The organism is Pseudomonas bharatica, from assembly GCF_048586865.1.
In the GTDB taxonomy this organism is placed as follows: Bacteria; Pseudomonadota; Gammaproteobacteria; order Pseudomonadales; family Pseudomonadaceae; genus Aquipseudomonas; species Aquipseudomonas bharatica.
Genome location: NZ_JBMAWR010000001.1, coordinates 492,892 through 512,674, shown reverse-complemented (window position 1 = coordinate 512,674; position 19,783 = coordinate 492,892). Strand labels below are relative to the sequence as shown.

The window sequence follows — 19,783 nt, the reverse complement described above, 5'->3', positions numbered from 1 at the left end:
ACAATATTGGTCACTAGAAAAAGAATGGGGTTCTTGCATAGTCCATGAGCCCGGAACCCCATGCGCCTCAAGCCAGCTGCTTTCGCCGTTTGCGTACTGCCTTTCGTCCTGGTGGCGTGCGGCGACCCCTCCGTCAGCAAAGACGCCCGTACGAAGCCGCCCGTGGTCAGGACGGCGGCGGTCGAGCGAGCAGTCGATGCTCCCCGTTCGTTCACCGGTGTGGTTGTCGCACGGACCCAGAGCGATCTGGGTTTTCGCGTTTCGGGCAAGGTGCTCGAGCGCCTGGTCGACACCGGGGAGACGGTCAGGCGCGGCCAGCCGCTGATGCGCCTCGATCCTGTCGACCTGCAACTGCAGGCGCGCGCGCAGCAGGAGGCCGTGGCGGCCGCCCGGGCGAGAGCCAGCCAGACGGCCGATGACGAGGCCCGTTATCGCGGTCTGGTTGCGGAAGGTGCCGTATCGGCATCGACCTACGATCGGATCAAGGCCGCCGCCGATGCGGCGAAGGCCCAGCTCAGCGCGGCGCAAGCCCAGGCGGATGTGGCGCGTAATGCCACCGGCTACGCGGTACTGTTGGCCGATGCCGACGGCGTGGTGATGGACACCCTGGCCGAGCCCGGCCAGGTGGTCAGTGCCGGGCAACCGGTGGTGCAACTGGCACGCGCCGGGCAGCGCGAAGCCGTCGTGCACCTTCCCGAAACCTTGCGCCCGGTGCCGGGCTCCACTGCCCAGGCGATCCTGTATGGCAACAGCGGCCCCGCGGTTACCGCCAGGCTGCGTTTGCTCTCCGAGGCCGCTGACGGCACCACCCGCACGTTCGAAGCCAGGTATGTGCTCGACGGTGCGCTGGCGAACGCGCCGCTCGGTTCGACCATTACCCTGAACATCGCCAAGGAAAAAACCGCAGGCCAGGTACTGCAAGTGCCCATCGCCGCGCTTTACGACCCGGGTAGCGGCACCGGCGTCTGGGTGATCGCCGGAGAGCCGGCGAAGGTCTCCTGGCGGCCTGTACGGGTGTTGGGTATCAGTGATGATGCGGCGCGTGTCGCCGGCAACCTTGACGCAGGCGAACAGGTGGTGGCGCTAGGCGCGCACCTGCTGCGAGAAGGCGAAGAAGTGCTGCTGGCGCAGATGGCTGGGGCATCGGTCGCCGGAGTCCAGCCATGAGCCAGCAGCGTTTCAACCTGTCGGCCCTGGCCGTGCGCGAGGGCTCCATCACGCTGTTCCTGATCCTGTTGATCGCAGCGGCCGGGACGCTGGCGTTCTTCAAGCTCGGCCGGGCGGAAGACCCGCCTTTTACCGTCAAGCAGATGACCATCATCACCGCCTGGCCAGGCGCTACCGCCCGGGAGATGCAGGATCAGGTCGCCGAACCGCTGGAAAAGCGCATGCAGGAGCTGCGTTGGTATGACCGCAGTGAAACCTTCACCCGCGCGGGGCTGGCGATCACCCTGGTGTCGCTGCTCGACAGAACGCCGCCGTCGGCAGTCCAGGAGGAGTTCTACCAGGCGCGCAAGAAGCTCGGCGATGAAGCCAGGGCGCTGCCGGTGGGTGTGATCGGGCCGATGATCAACGATGAGTTCTCGGATGTGACCTTCGCGCTTTATGCGCTAAAGGCCAAGGGCGAACCGCAGCGGCAACTGGTGCGTGACGCCGAGTCGCTGCGCCAGCGCCTGTTGCACGTGCCGGGGGTCAAGAAGGTCAGCATCATCGGCGAGCAGGCCGAGCGGATTTTCGTCTCCTTCTCCCATGATCGCCTGGCAACGCTGGGGGTGACGCCGCAGGACATCTTCGCTGCCCTTAACAGCCAGAACGCGCTGACCCCCGCCGGTGCTGTCGAAACCAGCGGGCCGCAGGTGGTAGTGCGCCTGGATGGCGCCTTCGACGAACTGGCGAAGATCCGGGAAACCCCGGTTGCCGTGCAGGGGCGTACGCTGAAGCTTTCCGACGTGGCAAGCGTGGAGCGCGGTTATGAAGACCCGGCCACCTTCCTGGTTCGCAACGGCGGCGAACCGGCATTGCTGCTGGGCGTGGTGATGCGCGAGGGCTGGAACGGCCTCGATCTCGGCGCAGCGCTGGACGCCGAGACGGCGAGTATCAACGAGGCCATGCCGCTGGGCATGACGCTGGCCAAGGTCACGGATCAGGCCGTCAACATCACCTCGTCCGTCGATGAGTTCATGGTCAAGTTCTTTGTCGCGCTGCTGGTGGTGATGCTGGTGTGCTTCCTCAGCATGGGCTGGCGCGTGGGTGTGGTGGTTGCCGCGGCCGTGCCCTTGACGCTGGCCGTCGTGTTCGTGGTGATGGCGGCCACCGGCAAGAATTTTGACCGCATCACCCTGGGCTCACTGATTCTTGCCCTGGGCCTGTTGGTAGACGATGCCATCATTGCCATCGAAATGATGGTGGTGAAAATGGAGGAGGGCTACGACCGCTTCAAGGCGTCGGCCTACGCCTGGAGCCACACCGCCGCGCCGATGCTTTCCGGGACCCTGGTCACCGCCATCGGCTTCATGCCCAACGGATTCGCGCAGTCCACGGCGGGTGAATACACCAGCAACATGTTCTGGATCGTCGGCATTGCCCTGATTGCCTCCTGGATAGTGGCGGTGGCGTTTACCCCGTACCTGGGCGTGAAGCTGTTGCCGAACATCAAGCGGGTCGAAGGCGGCCATGCGGCTATCTATAACACCCGCCACTACAACCGTTTTCGCACCCTGCTGGCGCAGGTCATCGCCCATAAATGACTGGTGGCGGCTGCGGTCATCGGCCTGTTTGTCATGGCCCTGCTCGGCATGGGGCTGGTGAAGAAACAGTTCTTTCCGACCTCCGACCGCTCCGAGGTGCTGGTCGAGTTGCAGATGCCCTACGGCACCTCCATCGAACAGACCACCGCCACCGCGATCAAGGTCGAATCCTGGCTGCGCGAGCAAGAAGAAGCCAGGATCGTCACCTCGTACATCGGCCAGGGCCCGCCGCGCTTTTTCCTGGCCATGGCGCCTGAACTGCCCGATCCGTCGTTTGCCAAGATCGTGGTGCTGACAGGCAGCCCCGAGGCCCGAGAAGCCCTCAAGTTGCGCCTGCGCGAAGCCGCCGCGCAAGGGCTGGCGCCCGAGGCCAGGGTGCGCGTCACGCAGTTGGTGTTCGGCCCGTATTCGCCTTACCCGGTGGCGTATCGGGTGATGGGGCCCGACCCTGTGCAGTTGCGCCAGATCGCTGCGCGCGTGGAGGAGGTTCTGCAGGCCAGCCCGATGATGCGCACGGTGAACGCCGACTGGGGCCCGTTGGTACCGACGCTGCATTTTTCGCTGGACCAGGATCGCCTGCAGGCGGTGGGCCTGACGTCCAGTGCGGTCGCGCAACAATTGCAATTCCTGCTCAGCGGCGTGCCGATCACCTCGGTGCGCGAGGACATCCGCTCGGTGCAGGTGGTCGGTCGCGCGGCCGGGGCGATTCGCCTTGACCCCGCGAAGATCGAAGGCTTCACCCTGGTAGGCTCGGCTGGCCAGCGCATACCGCTCTCGCAGGTCGGCGAAGTCGATGTGCGCATGGAAGATCCCATCCTGCGCCGCCGTGACCGCACGCCTGCCATCACCGTACGGGGCGATATTGCCGAAGGGTTGCAGCCGCCAGACGTGTCTGCGGCGATCTGGACGACGTTGCAACCGATCATCGCGACCTTGCCGGCCGGCTACCGTATCGAAATGGCCGGCTCCATCGAGGAGTCGGGCAAGGCCAGCCGGGCGATCCTGCCGCTGCTGCCGATCATGATCGCCCTGACGCTGCTGATCATCATCGTGCAGGTACGCTCGATCTCGGCCATGGTCATGGTGTTCCTCACCTCGCCGCTGGGGTTGATCGGGGTGGTGCCCGTTCTGCTGCTGTTCCAGCAACCGTTCGGCATCAATGCCCTGGTGGGCCTGATCGCGTTGTCGGGCATCCTGATGCGCAACACGCTGATCCTGATCGGGCAGATCCACCACAACCAGCGCGACGGGCTCGACCCGTTCAATGCCGTGGTCGAGGCTACGGTACAGCGGGCCAGGCCCGTCCTGCTGACCGCGCTGGCGGCCATCCTCGCCTTCATTCCGCTAACCCATTCGGTGTTCTGGGGCACGCTGGCCTACACCCTGATCGGAGGGACATTCGTCGGCACCATCATGACCCTGGTGTTCCTGCCCGCGATGTACTCCATCTGGTTCAGGATCGGCCGCGACATCACGCCGCCGAAGCGCAAGCCCGAAGCCGAACGACGCACGTACAGTGAAACGAGGAGTGTGCAATGACCGATCTGCAGAACCAGTCCGTAGCGCTGGATGGGCTGGCGCCTCCCAGGGGCAGCCCGATACTGACGGGCAGGCTCGTCGCCTTGCTGGCGTGTCTGTCGGCGATCAGTGTCCTGTCTACCAACATCATCCTTCCTGCGTTCCCGGAAATCGGCCATGAGCTGGGCGTTACTTCCCGCGAATTGGGGCTGACCCTTTCCAGTTTCTTCATCACCTTCGCGTTCGCGCAATTGCTGGTGGGGCCGCTGGCGGATCACTACGGGCGCAAGAGATTCGTGTTGGGAGGGCTGGCCCTGTTCGTGATCGGCACAATGGTCGCAGGCTTTGCCGGTACCCTGGATGTGCTGATTGCCGGGCGTGTCATACAGGCGTTGGGGGTGTGCGCCGCAGCCGTGCTGGCGCGGGCCATTGCCCGCGATCTGTTCGACGGCGAAACCCTGGGGCGTGCGTTGTCGCTGACGATGATCGCGACTGCCGCGGCCCCCGGGTTTTCACCGTTGCTTGGCAGCCTGTTGACCACCGCCATGGGATGGCGGGCGATCTTCGTGATGGTCGGGGCAGCCGCCGTCCTGATCGCCTGGTTCTACGCTCGCAGCCTTGGCGAAACCTTGCCACCTGGGCGCCGCACGGCGCTATCGGCAGCGAGCGTGGTGTCCGCTTATGGCAGGCTGCTCCGTGAGGGCAGGTTCATCCTTCCGGCCGCCTCGGTGAGCCTGTTGATGAGCGGTCTGTTTGCCTCGTTCGCCGCCGCGCCGGCCATCTTGATGAGCGGGATGGGCCTGTCTTCGTTGCAAGCGGGTCTCTATTTCGCCGCCACCGTTTTCGTCGTCTTCGCCGCTGGCCTGGCGGCCCCGCGACTGGCCCATCGTTTTGGCAGCCGAACGATCACCATCCTGGGGCTCGCCACGGCGTTGCTGGCCGGGGCCCTGTTGCTTATCGGGCCGAAGAGCCCCGGCCTGGGCTGGTACTCGCTCTCGATGGTGATTTTTCTCTGGGGCATGGGCCTAGCGAACCCATTGGGCACGGCCATCACCATGAGCCCGTTCGGCAAGGAAGCGGGCCTGGCGTCCGCATTGCTCGGCTTCTTGACCATGGGCGCCGCGGCGATCACCACCTGGCTGGGATCGGTACTCGAATACCCGCCGGTGCTGACCCTGGGGGCTATCCAGGCGACGGTGTGCGCCGTGGCACTGGTGACGTTCTTTTCGAGTAGACGCGGTTAACCTCGCAACGCCGAGGTCAAAGGGGGCAAAGGCCCGGTCAGGCACGGCCTGCATCCCCGGACCTGAACAGGTGTTCGAAGCCCAGCAGGGTGCTGTCGACGAAGCGCGCGTCACTGATGTCGGCGGGGAATTGCAACACGCCGTGGATCACCAGCGAAGCCAGCCCGTGGGTGTACGACCAGCCTGCCAGGGCGGCGCGGCGAACGTCGGCGCTGCCGATGTCCTGGGAGAGGATTTCGGCAATGATGCGCTTGAGTTCGCCGAAGGCTTCGTCCCGGGCTTCACGGTATTGCACCGGCATTGCGTCGCCGCCCAGCTCGGGCCCGAACATCAACTGATAGAGCGCCGGGTTGGCGCGGGCGAAGCTGAAATAGGCCAGGCTGGCCTCACGCAGTTTCTGCAGGCCAGCCTGGCCCTGATCGCCCTTGCGCAGGGCTGTTCCCAGCTCGCGAAAACCCTGGGCTGCCAGATGGCCAATCAGTTCGGCGCGGTTGGCGTAGTGGTAATAGGCGGCCGTCGAGCTTACCCCGACCCGCTCCGATACCGCGCGAAGCGACAATTTGGTCGGTCCCACTTCTTCGAGCATGTGTCGCGCGGCGTCGAGAAGCTGCGGCGCGAGGTTGCCTACGTGGTAGGTGTCGCGGGCTCGCTGGGAAGACTTGGTCATGTGGGGAAGGCCTTGATCCTGTGGGTTTCGAAGCGCCGTGATCTTAGCATTCGAAAGTATCTTGACGATGATAAGATTCGATCTTAGCATCGTTAACATTGCTCCCTGTGGTACGCCATGGCTTCACGTTACGAACGGCCGAAGCCTTTTTTTGCACTTAAATCTTAGCGCTGATAAGTTCGAGGTGAAGCATGAAGCACTACGACGCCGTGGTGATTGGCGCCGGCAACGCCGGGCTGACCGCCGCGACTGCGCTGCAGCGCGGCGGCAGCCGCACGCTGCTGGTGGAACGGCACAATATTCCGGGTGGCTGCGCCACGTCTTTCGTGCGTGGGAACTTCGAGTTCGAGGTGGCGCTGCATCAGTTGAGCGGCCTGGGTACCGAGGACAAGCCGTTCGTGATGCGCAGGTTTTTCGAGCAACTGGGGGTGATGGACAAGGTCGAGTTCATCCAGGAACACGCGTTGTATCGCCTGGTGGTGCCGGGGGAGCTGGACGTCACCCTGCCGGCCAGCTGGTCGGGCATCCGGCGCCTGCTGCAGTCGATGTACCCGGCCGAAAGTGAGGCCATCGAGCGCTTCATGCTGGTGTGCGAAAAGGTCACCCTGGAAAGCTTCATGACCCTGCCGCAGGCTTCGCGCGCCAACAGCGAGGCGATGCTCAGGTCGATGTGCCCCTACTACTTGCGCTATGGCTTCCGTCCGGCCCGCGAGGTGCTGGACGAGTTCTTCGCCGACGCCAGGCTGAAGAATATCCTCGCCACCTACTGGCTCTACCTCGGCGTGGCGCCGAGCATGCTGCCGTTCGCCGACCTGGCCACCATGCTTTACGCCTACGCGGTGTTCAAACCCTGGCATATCAAGGGCGGCTCCCAGGCCATGTCCAGCGCGCTGGTGGAGTCCTTCCTCGAAGCGGGCGGCGAGGTTCGCTTCAACTGCGGCGTGGAGCAGATCCATACCGCGGACGGGCGCATCCGTGGCGTAAGCCTGGAAGGCGGCGAACGGATCGACTGTGATGCGGTGGTCTCCAACGCCAGCCCGTTGATCACCTTCAATGAACTGCTCGACCTGGAGCGCCCGCCGGCGAAGATCCGCCAGGACTTCAAGTCGCGACGCATGGGCACCTCGGCGTTCGTCATTTACCTGGGCCTGGACTGCACGCCCGAGGAACTGGGGGTGACCACCGCCTCCAGCTTTATCTACGAGACCCTCGACGAGGAGCAGATCCACGCGCGCATGGGCAGCCTGGAGCCGCCGCTGGGCGGCATGCTCACCTGCTACAACCTGGAAGACCCGAGCGCCGCGCCTGCGGGCAAAAGCCAGGTGGTACTGGTTTGCCTGCAGTACGGCGAGGTATGGAAGTCGGTATCCCCGGAGCGCTACGCGCAAACCAAGTATGAGTTCGCCGAAAAGCTGATCGCGGTGATCGAGAAGGTCTACCCCAAGGTGCGCCAGTACATCGAGGAGGTAGAAGTGGCTACGCCGCTGACCATGATGCGCTACCTCAACACGCCGGGCGGGGCCATCTACGGTTTCCAGCAGAGTGCCCAGGATTCGGCGCTGCTGCGCGAACGGCTGGATGCGGTGCCGGGCCTGTACATGGCCGGCGCCTGGACCACCATGGGCGGCTTCCAGCCAACCTACATGGCGGGCGAATCCACCGCCCGCGCCGTACTCAAGCAACTGAAGGCCAGGAAGTCCGAACATGTCTGAACAGAATGCGTTGAACCTGATCGCCGGTTACCCGGAGGCGGCCGCGGCCAAGCTGGCGCTGGAGCAGAGCGGCAGCGATTTCCAGGAGGTGCGCGGCGAGGTCGGCAGCACCGTGGTGCAACTGCATCCCAAGCGCCTGGCCCTGCGGGTCGCCGCGATCATCGAGGATACGCCGAGCACCAGGACCCTGCGTTTGGTGGCGGCCGATGGCCAGGCGCTGCCACCCTTCCAGGCCGGCCAGTACATCAACCTGTTCGTCGAGATCGACGGCGTGCACACGGCCCGGCCCTACGCCATATCCTCGTCGCCGGTGCAGCGCATGCACTACGACCTGACCGTCAAGCGCGCCCGGGGCGGCTTCGTTTCCCACTACCTGCTCGACCACGCGCAGGTGGGGCAGGGTTTCAGCAGTTCCGGGCCGATGGGCACTTTCCATCACAACCCGCTGTTTCATGGCGACGACCTGGTGTTCCTGGCCGGTGGCTCCGGCGCGGCGCCGGCGCGCAGCATCCTCCTGAATATCCTCGATCGCGGGCTGCCGCAGCGCCTGCACATGATCTACCTGAACAGCCATGTGGATGACGTGATCTTCGCCGATGAGCTACGCGAACTGGCCCGGCGTCACGAGCATTTCACCCTCAGCGAAGTGATCTCGCGGCCTCCCGCCGGCTACACCGGCCGCAGCGGCCGCCTGAGCCGGAGCATGCTCCAGGAATTGCTGGGCGAGATCGGCAACCGGATGTTCTACATCTGCGGCCCGACCCCGTTCAACGACAGTTGCGTCAGCCTGCTGGGCGAGCTGGGCGTGGCCCGCAGGCGCATTCGCGTGGAGGCCAACGGTGCGCCCAAGGCGCCGGACGAGCAGCATGGCTGGCCGCAGGGCGTCAGCCTGGACGACGAGGTGCAGATAACGGTGCAGGGCAGGGGCAGGTTCCGCAGCAAGGTCGGCGAACCGCTGCTCAACGCCCTGGAACGCAATGGCTACTTCGCCGAGAACGCGTGCCGCTCGGGCGAGTGCAGCCTGTGCCGGGTCAAGCTGGTGGCGGGCACCGTGTTCAACCCCCAGGAGGCGCGCCTGCGCACGTCCGACCGCGATTTCGGCTGGATTTATTCCTGCGTGGCCTTTCCCACGGGTGATATCGAAGTGCTGTTGTGAGTCGCCGCGTTGCGCTTGCGGCGCGATTGGCTAGGCTCTGTCTGGATAGCTGATTGGAGGATGCACGCATGGGAACCAGATTGAATCTCGCCGTAGCGCTCTCGTTGGTAATGGGGATAAGCCCGATGCTGCTGGCAGACCCCGGAAAAGGAAAAGGCCATGACAAGGGTGGTCAACACGGCAACCAGGGGCATCAAGGCAACGGCAGCGACTGGCACGCAGGGCCTGCCGTCGACCTGGGCGGGGTGCGGGTCATACTTAACGACAATCGTGCCTACTGGAACCCGGGCTCCGCGCTACCGCCAGGGATCCAGAAAAACCTGGCACGCGGCAAACCGCTCCCGCCCGGCATCGCCAGGAAGCTGGACGGCAGGCTGGTGGGGCGACTTCCTCACTACGATGGCTATGAGTGGCAGCAGGCTGGCACCGACCTGTTGCTGGTGGCCATTGCCTCGGGTCTCATCTACGAGGTGCTGCATAACGTGCTGGATTGAGGTCGCCAGCCCTGGGCAAGCCGTAAAGTGGCGCACCCGCCGCCCAGGCTGCAGCGGGTGACGACGAGGTGCGATCACTCTGCGAAAGAAGGGAAAATCACCGCGAAAAGGGTGCCGTCCTGTTCGGTCGATTCCACTTTGATCCTGCCGCCGTGCCCTGCGACGATCTCCGCCGCGATGAACAGCCCCAGGCCGAGCCCCGCCGCCGAGCCCCGCTCACCGGATGAATAGCTTGAATACCGACCTTCCGGTTTGAAGATATAGGGCATCACCTCCGGCGCAATAGGCTCTCCCTCGTTATGAATGCTGACCCGCGCAACGCCCTGTGCCTCGGCTATGGTGATGTTGATCGGGGCCGTGGAGTCGCCATGCCGAAGGGCGTTGCCAATCAGGTTGGTGAACACCTGGGCGATGCGCTCCGGATCGAATCGACCGGTTACATGGGCCTGCTCATCGAGAACGATGCTGGCATGCGGAAACCCGGTGCGTAGCTCGGCAATCACAGCGCGGCAGATCGGGTTCAACTCTGCGCTCTGCAGGTCCACTGGAATACCGCTACCCAGGTTGCAGCGAGCCAGATCCAGCAGGTCCCTGATCAGGGCGTCTGCGCGGCGCGCGCTGACACAGACCTGCGCCGCCAGGTCCATGCCTTTCTCATCCAGCCCCTGTTGCCGCTGGATCAGCTCGCCAGCCATGAGGATCGCGCCCAACGGGGAGCGCAGATCATGGCCTAGCACTGCCAGCACCGTTTTCCGGGTTGACTCGACGGCCGATCCATAGGCCGCGATCGACTCTGCAAGCGCCTGGTCGATTGCCTCGTTGAACCTGATCATGTCCTGGACCCGATGCGGGTCTGCGAACGTCTCCTGCTCCAGCCAGAGCGCCAATACGCTTGCGCGCAGTGCCCTGTATTCGGACACCAGTTGATCCATGGAAAACCCGGCTATCAAGCGCGCGACTGCGTGGGTCTGCGCGGCGGTATCGCTTGAACTCGTGGGGCCTCTTCCCTGGGCCTTCTCGGCTTGCTGGTGCCGGGTTTGTGCGGTTCGCATATCGGCGACCACCGTGTGCAGCATCATTTCGGCATGATCGCGCAAGCCGATCGAGTCCAGCTTCGGCAGTTCTGTTTCAACCGAGCGAGCGTAGTTCTCCCACGCCTGGAGAATCATCTCCATGTCGTTTTCGATGAAATCGGACAATCTCATGGAAGGGCGACCCCTGTTCTTGAAAAAAGGCGCCCGAAAAGCCTAGCCCACATGTCATTGGATGACCACGCGCGTTTGAGCATCGGGCAACGTCGCACACGGTGCCGACAGTGTTCGCCCGGAGCATGATGGTCACCCTTCAAACCGCCTACCCTGCCACCCCGGCAAAGGCGTAATCCTTGAAAACCAACCACCCGATCCCATGGGAGCACCGTACATGCGCGTCGACTTCAGACCCGCTCAAGCCTCGGACGCGCACGACATTGCGCGCTTCTTTCAACTGACATCCGAAGGCATGGCCGATTACATATGGAGCAAGCTTGCCGCGCCTGGAGAAACCTTGCTGGATGTCGGTGCGTCTCGCTATGCCAGGGAGCAGGGCGACTTTTCCTACAAGAACTGCCTGATGGCCACTTTCGAAGGGCGGGTCATCGGCATGATGCATAGCTATGCCTTGCGCGAGATCCCAGACAGGCCGGTCGAGACAGATCCGGTCCTCGCCCCTTATTCCGACATGGAAATACCCGGCACCTTGTATATATCCAGCCTGGCCCTGGATGAGGCCTGGCGCAGCCAGGGGCTGGGCGTCCAGTTTCTTCGCCACGCCCAGCAACGCGCCGAGGACGCTGGCCTGGATGGGCTATGCCTGATCGATTATGCAGAAAACCACGGTGCGCGCCGCTTCTACGAGCGTCACGGGTTCCAGATTGTCAAAACCTGCCAGATCGTTCCGCACCCGATGCTGGGCGTAACCGGTGAAGCCTATTTGATGTATCGCCCTAACCACGAAGCCCGAGAAAAAACCATGAACATGAAGAAGACACTAACCGTGTTCCGCGATCTGGAAATCCAACCGGTGCGCGACCTTCCCTTTTTTGAAGAGGTCGTTGAAGGCACCCCTCATACATTGACGTCCAAGTACTATCACGATGAACAGCACGGTCGCATTTCCGGAGAATGGCAAGCCAGTACCGGAGCGTGGCGCATCGACTACAAGGTCTGGGAGTTCTGCCATGTCCTGAGTGGATGCTGTGTCATCGAACTCGAGGGTTGCGCCCCCGTCACACTGGCCGCCGGCGACACCTTCATTATCGAACCGGGCGCCAAGGGCAAATGGACCGTGCTGGAAGACATGAAACAGAATTTCGTGATCCTCTTGCCCGCGAACTAGATCGCGCGCCGTGCAGGAGCGCTTTGCCTGCTTGCCCGATAGCAGCGCTTGATGCTCTTGCGCAGGCTTCATGCCTGGAACAACCCACGAACGACCTCCCTCAGCCAGCGGTTCCCGGTGTCCTGGTGATAGCGGGCATGCCAGTGCTGCTTGACCGTGAACCCCTCCACGTCGAACGGGCAGTCATGCAGCCGCAGCCCATGCATGTCGGCCAGGGTCTGCCCGATATGCCGCGGCAAAGTGGCCAGCAGGTCGGCCGTCCCGATGATCATCCCCAGCCCGAGAAAACCCGGTAGTTCGAGCATGATCCGCCGCTCGATGCCGGCCCGGGCCAGCCCTGCCTCCAGCAGCTTCTGCCCGGTGCCGGAACTGACCTGCACATGGCCCTCGGCGCGGTAGCGCGCCAGGCTCATGCCCTTGCGCAGGCGTGGGTGTTGCGGATTGCTCAGGCACACCCAGTCCTGCTCGAACAGCACCTGCTGGTACATCCCTCCACCCAGCGAAGGCACGAAGCCGATGGCCAGGTCCGCCTCGCCGGATTCCAGCGCGCTTTCGGTGTTGCCGTCGATCCGCGCCGCCTCCAGGCGGATGCCCGGCGCATGGCTGCGCAGGTGGTTGAGGAGACTTGGCAGCAGGGTGATGTGGCTGGCGTCACTGACACACAGGCGAAAGCGCCGCTGCGCGCTGGCAGGAATGAACTGCGGCTCCCAGGTGGTCAGCCGGCGCATGGATTCGAGCACTTCGCGGCACGGCCCGATCAACTGATCGGCCCGCGGGGTAGGGGCCATGCCACCCGGAGTACGCACGAACAACGGGTCGTTCAACTGTTCGCGCAGGCGTGCCAGCCAGATGCTGATGGTCGGCTGGCTCTGCCCGAGCTGCTCGGCCGCGCGGGTCACGCTGCGGCATTGGTACAGCACTTCGAACAACTGCAGCAGCTTGGGGTCCGGCAGGGGCGCCAGTGTCGTCATTATTGAAAATCCCAATAGCGTTATTGGTGCCATTGTATAGCTCAAATAATCGTCGCTGCATAAGGTAGTCGCAAACCACAGGAGGTCTGCGATTTGAAAATCTGCATTCTGGGTGCCGGCGCCCTGGGCTGTGCCATCGGCGCAGCGCTGAGCGAGGCCGGGCACGATACCTGGCTGATCAACCGTAGCCGCGCGCACGTCGACGCCATGAACGCGAACGGGCTGCAGGTGCATGACGAGCGCGGTGAGCGCCAGGTACGGGTCAATGCGACCAGCGACGCCAACGACGTCGGCGTAGCCGACCTGGTCGTGGTACTGGTGAAGTCGTTCCACACCGCCGAGGCGATCGCCGGGGCCACGGCCTTGCTGGGCCCGCAGACGCTGGTGCTGTCGCTGCAGAACGGCCTGGGGCACGAGGACATCCTGGCCGAAGCGGTGGGCCGGGAGCGGGTGCTGGCCGGCAAGACCTATGTCGGCGGTGTCTTGCTGGCGCCGGGTTGCGTGCGTGCCGGGGTGGCGGGCAAGCACACCTATATTGGTGAACTCGACGGGCAATCGACGCCGCGCGTGCGGGCGATCGCCGAGGCCTTCAACGGTGCCGGACTGGCCACCACGGTCAGTGACAACATCCTCGGCACCATGTGGGACAAGCTGCTGGTGAATGTCGCCACCGGCGCACTCAGCGGCATCACCATGCTCAATTACGGCCAGTTGTACGCTGAGCCGTTGCTGGCGCACACCGCCAGGGCGGCGGTGGCCGAAGCCATCGCCGTGGCCGAACGTGCCGGGGTCCGCCTGAGCCTGAACAGCCCCGACGCCGCCTGGCAACTGGCGGCCGAAGGCCTGCCGGCAAGCTTCCGTACCTCGATGCTGCAGAGCCTGGAAAAAGGCTCGGTCACCGAAATCGACTTCATCAATGGCGCCGTCGTGCGCTGGGGCGAGCGCCATGGCATCGCCACGCCGGTCAACGCCACCTTGGTGGCCTGCATCAAGGGCATCGAACGCGCAATGGCCGATCACCAGAAAGAGGGCAATTCATGAGCCAGCCGAAAGCCTACCTCGAACACGTCGCCTTCTGGGTGCGTGACATCCACTGGCACATCCGCTTTTTCAGCGAGGTGTGCGGCATGACCATGCGTGAAGTGCAGGGCTCTCCCGAGCAGCCGGCGCAGTACTGGACCCTTGGTGGCCTGCAGTTCATTCACCAGCCGGACTTTGCCGGGCCGGAAGGGCGCATGGCGCACCTGGGCATCATGTGCGAGGACCTTGAGGCCGCACTGGCGGCGGCTCGACGCTTCGTTGTCAGCGAAATGCCCCAGGGCCGCAACTGGCTGCGCCTGCCTGACGGCCTGGCGGTGGAATTCATCCAGGCGCGGCCGGCCGGGTGCGTGGCCCAGGCACTGGCCATCGACCCACGTGCGGAGGTAGAGGCATGAAGGTGGTGGAAAAATACTGGGACGATGCCCGCGAAGGCGACGAATGCATCAGCCCCACCTACACCGTGACCCGCGAGCGCATCATGGCCTACGCCGACCTGACCGGCGACCACACCCCGGTGCATGTCGATGAGGCCTACGCCAACGCCAGCCACTTTGGCTGCCTGGTCGCCCACGGGCTGTTCGGCCTGTCGATTGCCGATGGCCTGAAGACCCAGTGCGAGTACCGCTTCGTGCCGGGCATGTCGCTGGGCTGGACCTGGGACTTTGTCCTGCCGATCAAGGTCAACGATGTGTTGCACGTGCGCATGCGCGTGGGGGCGATGCGCCCGAGCAACAGTCGGCCGGGGTGGGGCATCGTGGTGTTGCCGTCGGAACTGATCAATCAGCACGGCGAGGTCGTACAGCGCGGCGAGCACCGGCTGATGGTGCCCAGGAGGGCGCAGGCATGAGCCAGGCACTGCCTTTGGCGGGTATCCGCGTTATCGACTACAGCCACTTCCTCGCCGGTCCCTATGTCGGGCGCTGCCTGGCGGCGCTGGGCGCCAAGGTGATCAAGGTCGAACGGCCGGGGAGCGGCGACGCCGGTCGCCAGCACGCCTTCACCCTGGACGACCAGCAGAGTGGCTACTTCCTGCAACTGAACATGGGCAAGCAGGGCGTCAGCGTGAACATGAAGGACCCACGCGGCAAGGCCTTCATGCAGCGCCTGACCGATTCGGCCGACGTGTTCATCGAGAACTATCGCCCCGGTGCCCTGGACAAGCTTGGGCTGGGCTACGCCGAGCTGTCGGCGCGCAACCCGCGCCTGGTGTACTGCTCGATTTCCGCCTACGGCCACACCGGGCCGGATGCCCATCGCGCCGGCTTCGGGCTGATTGCCGAAGCCAAGAGCGGGATCATGCAGATGGTCGGTGTGCCGGGGGAGGCGCCGCCGTTGCTGCGCATTTCGCTGGGCGACATGTACACCGGCATCCACGCGGTCGCGGCAATCAACGCGGCGTTGCTGGGGAGGGTGAGCAGTGGCCGCGGCCAGCACATCGACATGGCCCTGTACGACACGCTGGTGTCGATGCATGAATACGCCGTGCAGTGCTTCACCTTGTCGGACGGCACCGTGCTGCCCGAGCAGACCGGGCATGACATGCCGACTTCCACCTTGTATGGCGTGTTCCGCGCTGCCGACGGCGACCTGGTGATCGCGGCCCAGGTCGATGATGCCTGGCAGCGCTTTGCCGCCATGCTCGAAGCCAACGGCGGCCCGGCAGGCTTCGCCAGTGACCGTCGTTACCACAGCCTGAGCGGCCGCAATGCGCACCGCCAGGCGATTCTGGCGGTGGTGCGGGACTGGGTGGGCGCGCGCTCCGTGGCCGGGATCCTGGCACTGCTCGATGCCATCGACGTGCCCGGCGCCAAGGTCCAGCGCATCGACGAGGTGCTGGCCGACCCGCAGATCCAGGCGCGCAATATGGTCATCGAGCAGCAGCACCCGCGCTTCGGCACGTTGCGCCTGCCTAACCTGCCGTTCCGCTTTTCCGACTGCGACACCACGGTCCGCCAGGTGGCCCCGGACCTTGGCCAGCACAACGCCGAAGTGGCCGCCGCGCTCGGCTTTAGCCCTGAAGAAATCACCGCCATGCAGGCAGACGGTGTTCTGTTCACCCACGGAGATGCACGATGAGCGACCGCTATGCAGTGATCGGCCGACCGATCAGCCACACCAAGTCACCGCTGATTCACGGCCTGTTCGCCCAGGCCAGCGGCCAGGCGCTGGAATACGGGGCGATCGAGGGCTCGCTGGAGGGCTTCGAGGCCCAGGTGCAGCAGTTTCGCAACGAGGGCGGGCGGGGGATGAACATCACCGCGCCGTTCAAGCTGCGGGCCTTCGAACTGGCCGAGCGGTGCAGCGAGCGTGCGCAACTGGCCCGTGCGGCCAATGCGTTGAAGTTCGAGGATGGCCTTGTCGTCGCCGAGAACTTCGATGGCATCGGCCTGCTGCGCGATATCGAGGAAAACCTTGGTGAGCCACTGCGCAACCGACGCGTGCTGGTACTGGGCGCCGGTGGCGCAGTGCGTGGTGCGTTGTTGCCCTTCCTGCAGGCCGGCCCGGGCGAGTTGGTGCTGGCCAACCGCGATATGACCAAGGCCCTGGCGCTGCGCAACGAGCTCGACCACCCACTGCTGCACATCAGTCGCTATGAAGCGTTGCAGGGGCAAACCTTCGATATCGTGGTCAACGCCACGTCCGCAAGCCTGGTCGGTGAATTACCGCCGTTGCCTGGCGGTGTGCTCGGGAAGGCCGGGTTGGCGTACGAGCTGGCGTATGGCAAGGGGCTTACCCCGTTCCTGCGCCAGGCCCGTGAGGAAGGGGTCGCCCGCCTGGCGGACGGCGTGGGCATGCTCGTCGAGCAGGCGGCGGAGGCCTTTGCCTGGTGGCGCGGGGTGCGGCCCGCTACCCGTGCCGTTATCGATCGACTGACCATCCCGCTGACGTAGGCTCAGAGGCTGGTTCTGCGCGGGATCTGTAGGAGCGTGGCTTGCCCGCGAAGGGCCGCGAAGCGGCCCCAAAACCTGCCACGCCGAACATCTGGAACACAGAGGTCAAGCAAGCGCTGAATCCAGAAAGCTTCCCCCACCTAGCTCGTGCTGGATGGTTTTGGGGCCGCTTCGCGGCCCTTCGCGGGCAAGCCACGCTCCTACGGGAACCGCGTTGGTCAGAAATCTGCGTGTCGACGCGAGCTGTGTAGATAACCCTGGCTCAGGGGCGAAGCGGCTGTGCCTGCACACTATCGAGGAATATCCTGGCATCCCGATTGGAGCGCAGGCAGACCACCTGGCACGTCGACGGGGCCGTCGCCGCGAGTTGCTTCATCTTTTGCCGTGCCGAGATCCTCGTCCGCCACATGAACCCGAAGAACTCCGGCAGGTTGGCCAGCCGTTCCGGGCAGTCGTCCGGCAAGTCCGGCCGGGAGCGACCGTGGTTAAGCAGCGTCCTGAGCACTACGCGCCAGAATCGAAGCGGTGCGGACCGGTCGATCCAGATCAGCAGGTCCGCACGGGCCAGCCTGTTGTTCCAGGTTGCAGAATGCCCACCTTCGAAGATCCAGCGCTCACCGGCCTCGACCTCATGGCAAAGACGGGTCTTCTGGTCATGGCTGCGTTCGACCCACCCAGGCTGCCAGTGAATCGTATCGATATGCACGACCGGCAAACCCGTGCGTTCGCCCAGCGCGCGCGCCAGGGTACTTTTCCCGGACCCAGGCTGACCAATGATCATCACCCGTTGCATTGAAGTTCCCTCTCGCCGTGCCTGCTGGTTTTTTGGGGGCGCGATTGTACGGCAATGAACGGGTCGGTCCAATCATGTCATTTCAGTATTTGTCGCTACGCTGCGCTGCACGAGGGTTGGTAAATACATACACAAGTTCATCGGCGAGCAGCCGGGCTTCTCGTGTCAGAAGTTCCTGGTTTCGATAGACCAGGGAGATATTGAGTGCTGGCGGCTGTTCCTCGAGGTTCAGTACCTCCATCGCCTGGCCATCCCGGTTGACGTAGTCGAGCATGCGAAGCGGCCAAAAGCTGATGACGTCCGTGGTCCGTGCCAGTTCGCAAAATATGATTCCAGCCGAGCATTCAAGGACATTTTCCGGGGGCGCCAGTTGGTATTGCTCGAACATCAAGCCGACCTGCGAGCTTTCCAGCGGCTCCTGTAGCAGCCAGCGCTGCTCGCGCAGGTGTTCAAGGGAACGTATATGGCGCAGCGGGTGGTCCTTGCGTACCACCAGGGCAGTCGGCTGCTGGTAAAGCTCGGTCCATTGGAACCCGTCGCCATAACGACTGGCCGGTTGGCACGACAATGCCAGGTCCACTTGCCCTTCACGCAGGCCCTCCATCAGCTTCGAAGGACGCATCTCATGAATGCGCAGCCGCACCTTCGGGTAGCGTTCGCTGTATTGATTTACTGCTGCGATCACCTGTGCACGGGGCGTCGCCGGTGACAGGCCGATCGACACCCGGCCGTTCGTTTCGCCCTTCAACGCTGCGATTTCTTCCTTGGCGCGATTGGCCTCTTCCAGCATCAGGCGGGCCCTGCGCACCAGGCGTTCGCCGTATTCGGTGGTGGTGATGCCGCGGTTGGAGCGGACCAGCAGCGGCACCCCGAGGGAGGTCTCGAGTTCCTTGATGGTCCTGGAGAGTGCCGGCTGGGAAAGGTGCAGCAGGCGCGCGGTTTCCTGAAAGCTGCCGCTCTCGCAGATGGTGACCAATATTTTCAGTTGATGGAGCTTCATAGGTTTTGCACACGGGCCAGGTAATGCAGCGTGGGCGTCCTGCCGGCCGCCCGCCGTCTGGTGTTTTTCAGGATTCGCGCGAGAGTGCTTGCGAGCGTGAATGGGCGGCTTGCACGGCGGCGCCGACCAGCCGACGCAAGCCGTCATCGTGCTCAAACGAGGAGATCGCCGCGGCAGTGGTGCCATTGGGCGAGGTGACGGCGCTGCGTAGCGTTGCAAAGTCGGCGCCTGGCTGGGTTTGCAGGGTTGCGGCACCTAGCGCTGTCTGCGCGGCCAGGGTCTTTGCCAGGTCCGGGCTCAGGCCCAGGGCCACACCCGCGGCGGCCAGTGCTTCGCTGAACAGATGGTAGTAGGCGGGGCCGCTGCCCGACAACGCCGTTACCGCATCCAGCAAGCCCTCGTGCTCCACCCAACTGGCGCTGCCGACGGTTTCGAACAGCCGGGTTACCCGCGAGCGCAGGGCTTCATCCAGGCCAGCAGGGGCGAACAGACCGGTGCAACCGGCGTTGACCAGTACCGGTGTGTTGGGCATCGCGCGTACCACCGGGCAGCTGTGGTCCAGTGCCTGGCTGAGTTTTTCGTGGGGCACGCCTGCGGCGACGGAAATCACCACGGCGTGCTCGCACGCTGCACGGGGGAGCGCGGCCAGCACTTCGCATGCGTAGTTCGGCTTGACCGCCACCACGATGATGTCAAACGCCAGCGCAGGCAGGGCTTCGACCTGGCTGTAGAGCATGACCGGGCTGGCTGTTGGCAAATCCTGCAGATAGGGGTCGACGGCGCTGACCTGGCTGACCAGCCCGGCCTTGAGCCAGGCCTGGCCAATGGCGCTGCCCATGCGACCGTAGCCCAGAAAAAGTGCGTTCATGATTGTTCCTCGTAGTGGTGCGAAGCGTAGTGGTTGCGTGTTGCTATCGCTGGACAAGAAAACTGGCTAACGGAACGGCGGGCAGATTAAACCGCCCATCAACAAAGGTGCAACCGGGCGCAACCCAATAACGCGATATCTTGTACTTGGTCACTTATTCAATAAAAACAATTAGGTACTGATATAAATCAGCAAACGTTTGGCAGATACTTTTCATGCACTCTGATGGTGCGCTCAAGTGTCATCCTGCCATTTTGTTATACCCATAATAAAGTCTGAGGTTGCACCTTTCGCCCGGGAAAACC

The 19,783-nt window shown here is 64.0% G+C and carries 17 protein-coding genes and 2 pseudogenes; 13 read left to right on the top strand and 6 right to left on the bottom strand.

Annotation, left to right across the window (positions count from 1 at the left end):
* Positions 1-60: 60 nt before the first annotated feature.
* The 3 genes and pseudogenes from ACKLLE_RS02240 (at position 61) to ACKLLE_RS02230 (ending at position 5,509) form a co-directional block, all read left to right on the top strand.
* Positions 61-1,167: an efflux RND transporter periplasmic adaptor subunit gene (locus ACKLLE_RS02240; protein WP_420056636.1), complete on the top strand. Its 1,107-nt coding sequence runs from the start codon at positions 61-63 to the stop codon at positions 1,165-1,167.
* Positions 1,164-4,286: pseudogene (locus ACKLLE_RS02235) on the top strand (efflux RND transporter permease subunit). The gene ACKLLE_RS02240 and the pseudogene ACKLLE_RS02235 overlap by 4 nt, the downstream one beginning before the upstream one ends.
* Positions 4,283-5,509: a multidrug effflux MFS transporter gene (locus ACKLLE_RS02230; protein ID WP_420056635.1), complete on the top strand. Its 1,227-nt coding sequence runs from the start codon at positions 4,283-4,285 to the stop codon at positions 5,507-5,509. The pseudogene ACKLLE_RS02235 and the gene ACKLLE_RS02230 overlap by 4 nt, the downstream one beginning before the upstream one ends.
* 37 nt (positions 5,510-5,546) lie before the next feature.
* Here the strand turns inward: ACKLLE_RS02230 and ACKLLE_RS02225 are convergent, their stop codons facing one another.
* Positions 5,547-6,176 (bottom strand): TetR/AcrR family transcriptional regulator, encoded by a 630-nt coding sequence (locus tag ACKLLE_RS02225; RefSeq protein ID WP_420056634.1) that lies wholly within the window; start codon positions 6,174-6,176, stop codon positions 5,547-5,549.
* Positions 6,177-6,367: 191 nt separating this feature from the next.
* On the opposite strand from ACKLLE_RS02225, the gene ACKLLE_RS02220 reads away from it, so the two are divergent.
* The 3 genes from ACKLLE_RS02220 (at position 6,368) to ACKLLE_RS02210 (ending at position 9,538) form a co-directional block, all read left to right on the top strand.
* Positions 6,368-7,888 carry a phytoene desaturase family protein gene (locus ACKLLE_RS02220; protein ID WP_420056633.1) on the top strand — a complete coding sequence of 507 codons (1,521 nt, stop codon included), beginning with the start codon at positions 6,368-6,370 and terminating at the stop codon, positions 7,886-7,888.
* Positions 7,881-9,044, top strand: a complete 1,164-nt coding sequence (locus tag ACKLLE_RS02215) for an FAD-binding oxidoreductase (protein WP_420056632.1) — start codon at positions 7,881-7,883, stop codon at positions 9,042-9,044. The genes ACKLLE_RS02220 and ACKLLE_RS02215 overlap by 8 nt, the downstream gene beginning before the upstream one ends.
* 68 nt (positions 9,045-9,112) lie before the next feature.
* Positions 9,113-9,538, top strand: a complete 426-nt coding sequence (locus tag ACKLLE_RS02210; protein WP_420056631.1) for an anti-virulence regulator CigR family protein — start codon at positions 9,113-9,115, stop codon at positions 9,536-9,538.
* A 74-nt stretch (positions 9,539-9,612) separates the two neighbouring features.
* Here ACKLLE_RS02210 and ACKLLE_RS02205 read toward each other — a convergent pair whose 3' ends face one another.
* Positions 9,613-10,743 (bottom strand): sensor histidine kinase, encoded by a 1,131-nt coding sequence (locus tag ACKLLE_RS02205; protein WP_420056630.1) that lies wholly within the window; start codon positions 10,741-10,743, stop codon positions 9,613-9,615.
* A gap of 202 nt (positions 10,744-10,945) precedes the next feature.
* Here ACKLLE_RS02205 and ACKLLE_RS02200 point away from each other — a divergent pair.
* Positions 10,946-11,545 (top strand): annotated as a pseudogene (locus tag ACKLLE_RS02200) (GNAT family N-acetyltransferase); the annotation flags it as partial.
* A gap of 9 nt (positions 11,546-11,554) precedes the next feature.
* Positions 11,555-11,914 (top strand): cupin domain-containing protein, encoded by a 360-nt coding sequence (locus tag ACKLLE_RS02195; protein WP_420056675.1) that lies wholly within the window; start codon positions 11,555-11,557, stop codon positions 11,912-11,914.
* Positions 11,915-11,982: 68 nt separating this feature from the next.
* Here ACKLLE_RS02195 and ACKLLE_RS02190 read toward each other — a convergent pair whose 3' ends face one another.
* Entirely contained in the window at positions 11,983-12,885 is a 903-nt protein-coding gene (locus ACKLLE_RS02190; RefSeq protein ID WP_420056629.1) for a LysR family transcriptional regulator, read from the bottom strand.
* A gap of 93 nt (positions 12,886-12,978) precedes the next feature.
* Here ACKLLE_RS02190 and ACKLLE_RS02185 point away from each other — a divergent pair, with 93 nt between their 5' ends.
* From ACKLLE_RS02185 to aroE, 5 genes are read left to right on the top strand one after another with little or no spacing between them, the layout of a single operon-like run.
* Positions 12,979-13,926 carry a ketopantoate reductase family protein gene (locus tag ACKLLE_RS02185; protein ID WP_420056628.1) on the top strand — a complete coding sequence of 316 codons (948 nt, stop codon included), beginning with the start codon at positions 12,979-12,981 and terminating at the stop codon, positions 13,924-13,926.
* On the top strand, positions 13,923-14,321 hold the full coding sequence (locus ACKLLE_RS02180; RefSeq protein WP_420056627.1) for a VOC family protein: 399 nt from the start codon (positions 13,923-13,925) through the stop codon (positions 14,319-14,321). Before ACKLLE_RS02185 ends, ACKLLE_RS02180 begins: the two co-directional genes overlap by 4 nt.
* Positions 14,318-14,773, top strand: a complete 456-nt coding sequence (locus tag ACKLLE_RS02175; protein WP_064301441.1) for a MaoC family dehydratase — start codon at positions 14,318-14,320, stop codon at positions 14,771-14,773. Before ACKLLE_RS02180 ends, ACKLLE_RS02175 begins: the two co-directional genes overlap by 4 nt.
* Positions 14,770-16,002, top strand: coding sequence for a CaiB/BaiF CoA transferase family protein (locus tag ACKLLE_RS02170; protein WP_420056626.1), 1,233 nt, complete (start codon positions 14,770-14,772; stop codon positions 16,000-16,002). Before ACKLLE_RS02175 ends, ACKLLE_RS02170 begins: the two co-directional genes overlap by 4 nt.
* Positions 15,999-16,817 carry a shikimate dehydrogenase gene (gene aroE / locus ACKLLE_RS02165; protein ID WP_420056625.1) on the top strand — a complete coding sequence of 273 codons (819 nt, stop codon included), beginning with the start codon at positions 15,999-16,001 and terminating at the stop codon, positions 16,815-16,817. Before ACKLLE_RS02170 ends, aroE begins: the two co-directional genes overlap by 4 nt.
* A gap of 262 nt (positions 16,818-17,079) precedes the next feature.
* On the opposite strand, the gene ACKLLE_RS02160 is transcribed toward aroE, so the two are convergent.
* The 3 genes from ACKLLE_RS02160 to proC all read right to left on the bottom strand — a co-directional run bounded on the left by ACKLLE_RS02160 (position 17,080) and on the right by proC (position 19,478).
* Complete coding sequence (locus ACKLLE_RS02160) at positions 17,080-17,610, bottom strand: AAA family ATPase (RefSeq protein WP_420056624.1); 531 nt, start codon at positions 17,608-17,610, stop codon at positions 17,080-17,082.
* 82 nt (positions 17,611-17,692) lie between these two features.
* Positions 17,693-18,757 carry a LysR family transcriptional regulator gene (locus tag ACKLLE_RS02155; RefSeq protein ID WP_420056674.1) on the bottom strand — a complete coding sequence of 355 codons (1,065 nt, stop codon included), beginning with the start codon at positions 18,755-18,757 and terminating at the stop codon, positions 17,693-17,695.
* Positions 18,678-19,478 carry a pyrroline-5-carboxylate reductase gene (gene proC / locus ACKLLE_RS02150; protein WP_420056623.1) on the bottom strand — a complete coding sequence of 267 codons (801 nt, stop codon included), beginning with the start codon at positions 19,476-19,478 and terminating at the stop codon, positions 18,678-18,680. Before proC ends, ACKLLE_RS02155 begins: the two co-directional genes overlap by 80 nt.
* Positions 19,479-19,783: the final 305 nt, after the last annotated feature.

Excerpts from the sequence above, each read along its gene's own strand:
- ACKLLE_RS02170 (WP_420056626.1), top strand. The coding sequence starts at position 14,770 with ATGAGCCAGGCACTGCCTTTGGCGGGTATCCGCGTTATCGACTACAGC.
- ACKLLE_RS02190 (WP_420056629.1), bottom strand. The coding sequence starts at position 12,885 with ATGACGACACTGGCGCCCCTGCCGGACCCCAAGCTGCTGCAGTTGTTC.
- proC (WP_420056623.1), bottom strand. The coding sequence starts at position 19,478 with ATGAACGCACTTTTTCTGGGCTACGGTCGCATGGGCAGCGCCATTGGC.
- ACKLLE_RS02240 (WP_420056636.1), top strand. The coding sequence starts at position 61 with ATGCGCCTCAAGCCAGCTGCTTTCGCCGTTTGCGTACTGCCTTTCGTC.
- ACKLLE_RS02195 (WP_420056675.1), top strand. The coding sequence starts at position 11,555 with ATGAAGAAGACACTAACCGTGTTCCGCGATCTGGAAATCCAACCGGTG.
- ACKLLE_RS02230 (WP_420056635.1), top strand. The coding sequence starts at position 4,283 with ATGACCGATCTGCAGAACCAGTCCGTAGCGCTGGATGGGCTGGCGCCT.
- ACKLLE_RS02155 (WP_420056674.1), bottom strand. The coding sequence starts at position 18,757 with ATGACGGCTTGCGTCGGCTGGTCGGCGCCGCCGTGCAAGCCGCCCATT.
- ACKLLE_RS02175 (WP_064301441.1), top strand. The coding sequence starts at position 14,318 with ATGAAGGTGGTGGAAAAATACTGGGACGATGCCCGCGAAGGCGACGAA.
- aroE (WP_420056625.1), top strand. The coding sequence starts at position 15,999 with ATGAGCGACCGCTATGCAGTGATCGGCCGACCGATCAGCCACACCAAG.
- ACKLLE_RS02215 (WP_420056632.1), top strand. The coding sequence starts at position 7,881 with ATGTCTGAACAGAATGCGTTGAACCTGATCGCCGGTTACCCGGAGGCG.
- ACKLLE_RS02180 (WP_420056627.1), top strand. The coding sequence starts at position 13,923 with ATGAGCCAGCCGAAAGCCTACCTCGAACACGTCGCCTTCTGGGTGCGT.
- ACKLLE_RS02210 (WP_420056631.1), top strand. The coding sequence starts at position 9,113 with ATGGGAACCAGATTGAATCTCGCCGTAGCGCTCTCGTTGGTAATGGGG.
- ACKLLE_RS02160 (WP_420056624.1), bottom strand. The coding sequence starts at position 17,610 with ATGCAACGGGTGATGATCATTGGTCAGCCTGGGTCCGGGAAAAGTACC.
- ACKLLE_RS02225 (WP_420056634.1), bottom strand. The coding sequence starts at position 6,176 with ATGACCAAGTCTTCCCAGCGAGCCCGCGACACCTACCACGTAGGCAAC.
- ACKLLE_RS02220 (WP_420056633.1), top strand. The coding sequence starts at position 6,368 with ATGAAGCACTACGACGCCGTGGTGATTGGCGCCGGCAACGCCGGGCTG.
- ACKLLE_RS02205 (WP_420056630.1), bottom strand. The coding sequence starts at position 10,743 with ATGAGATTGTCCGATTTCATCGAAAACGACATGGAGATGATTCTCCAG.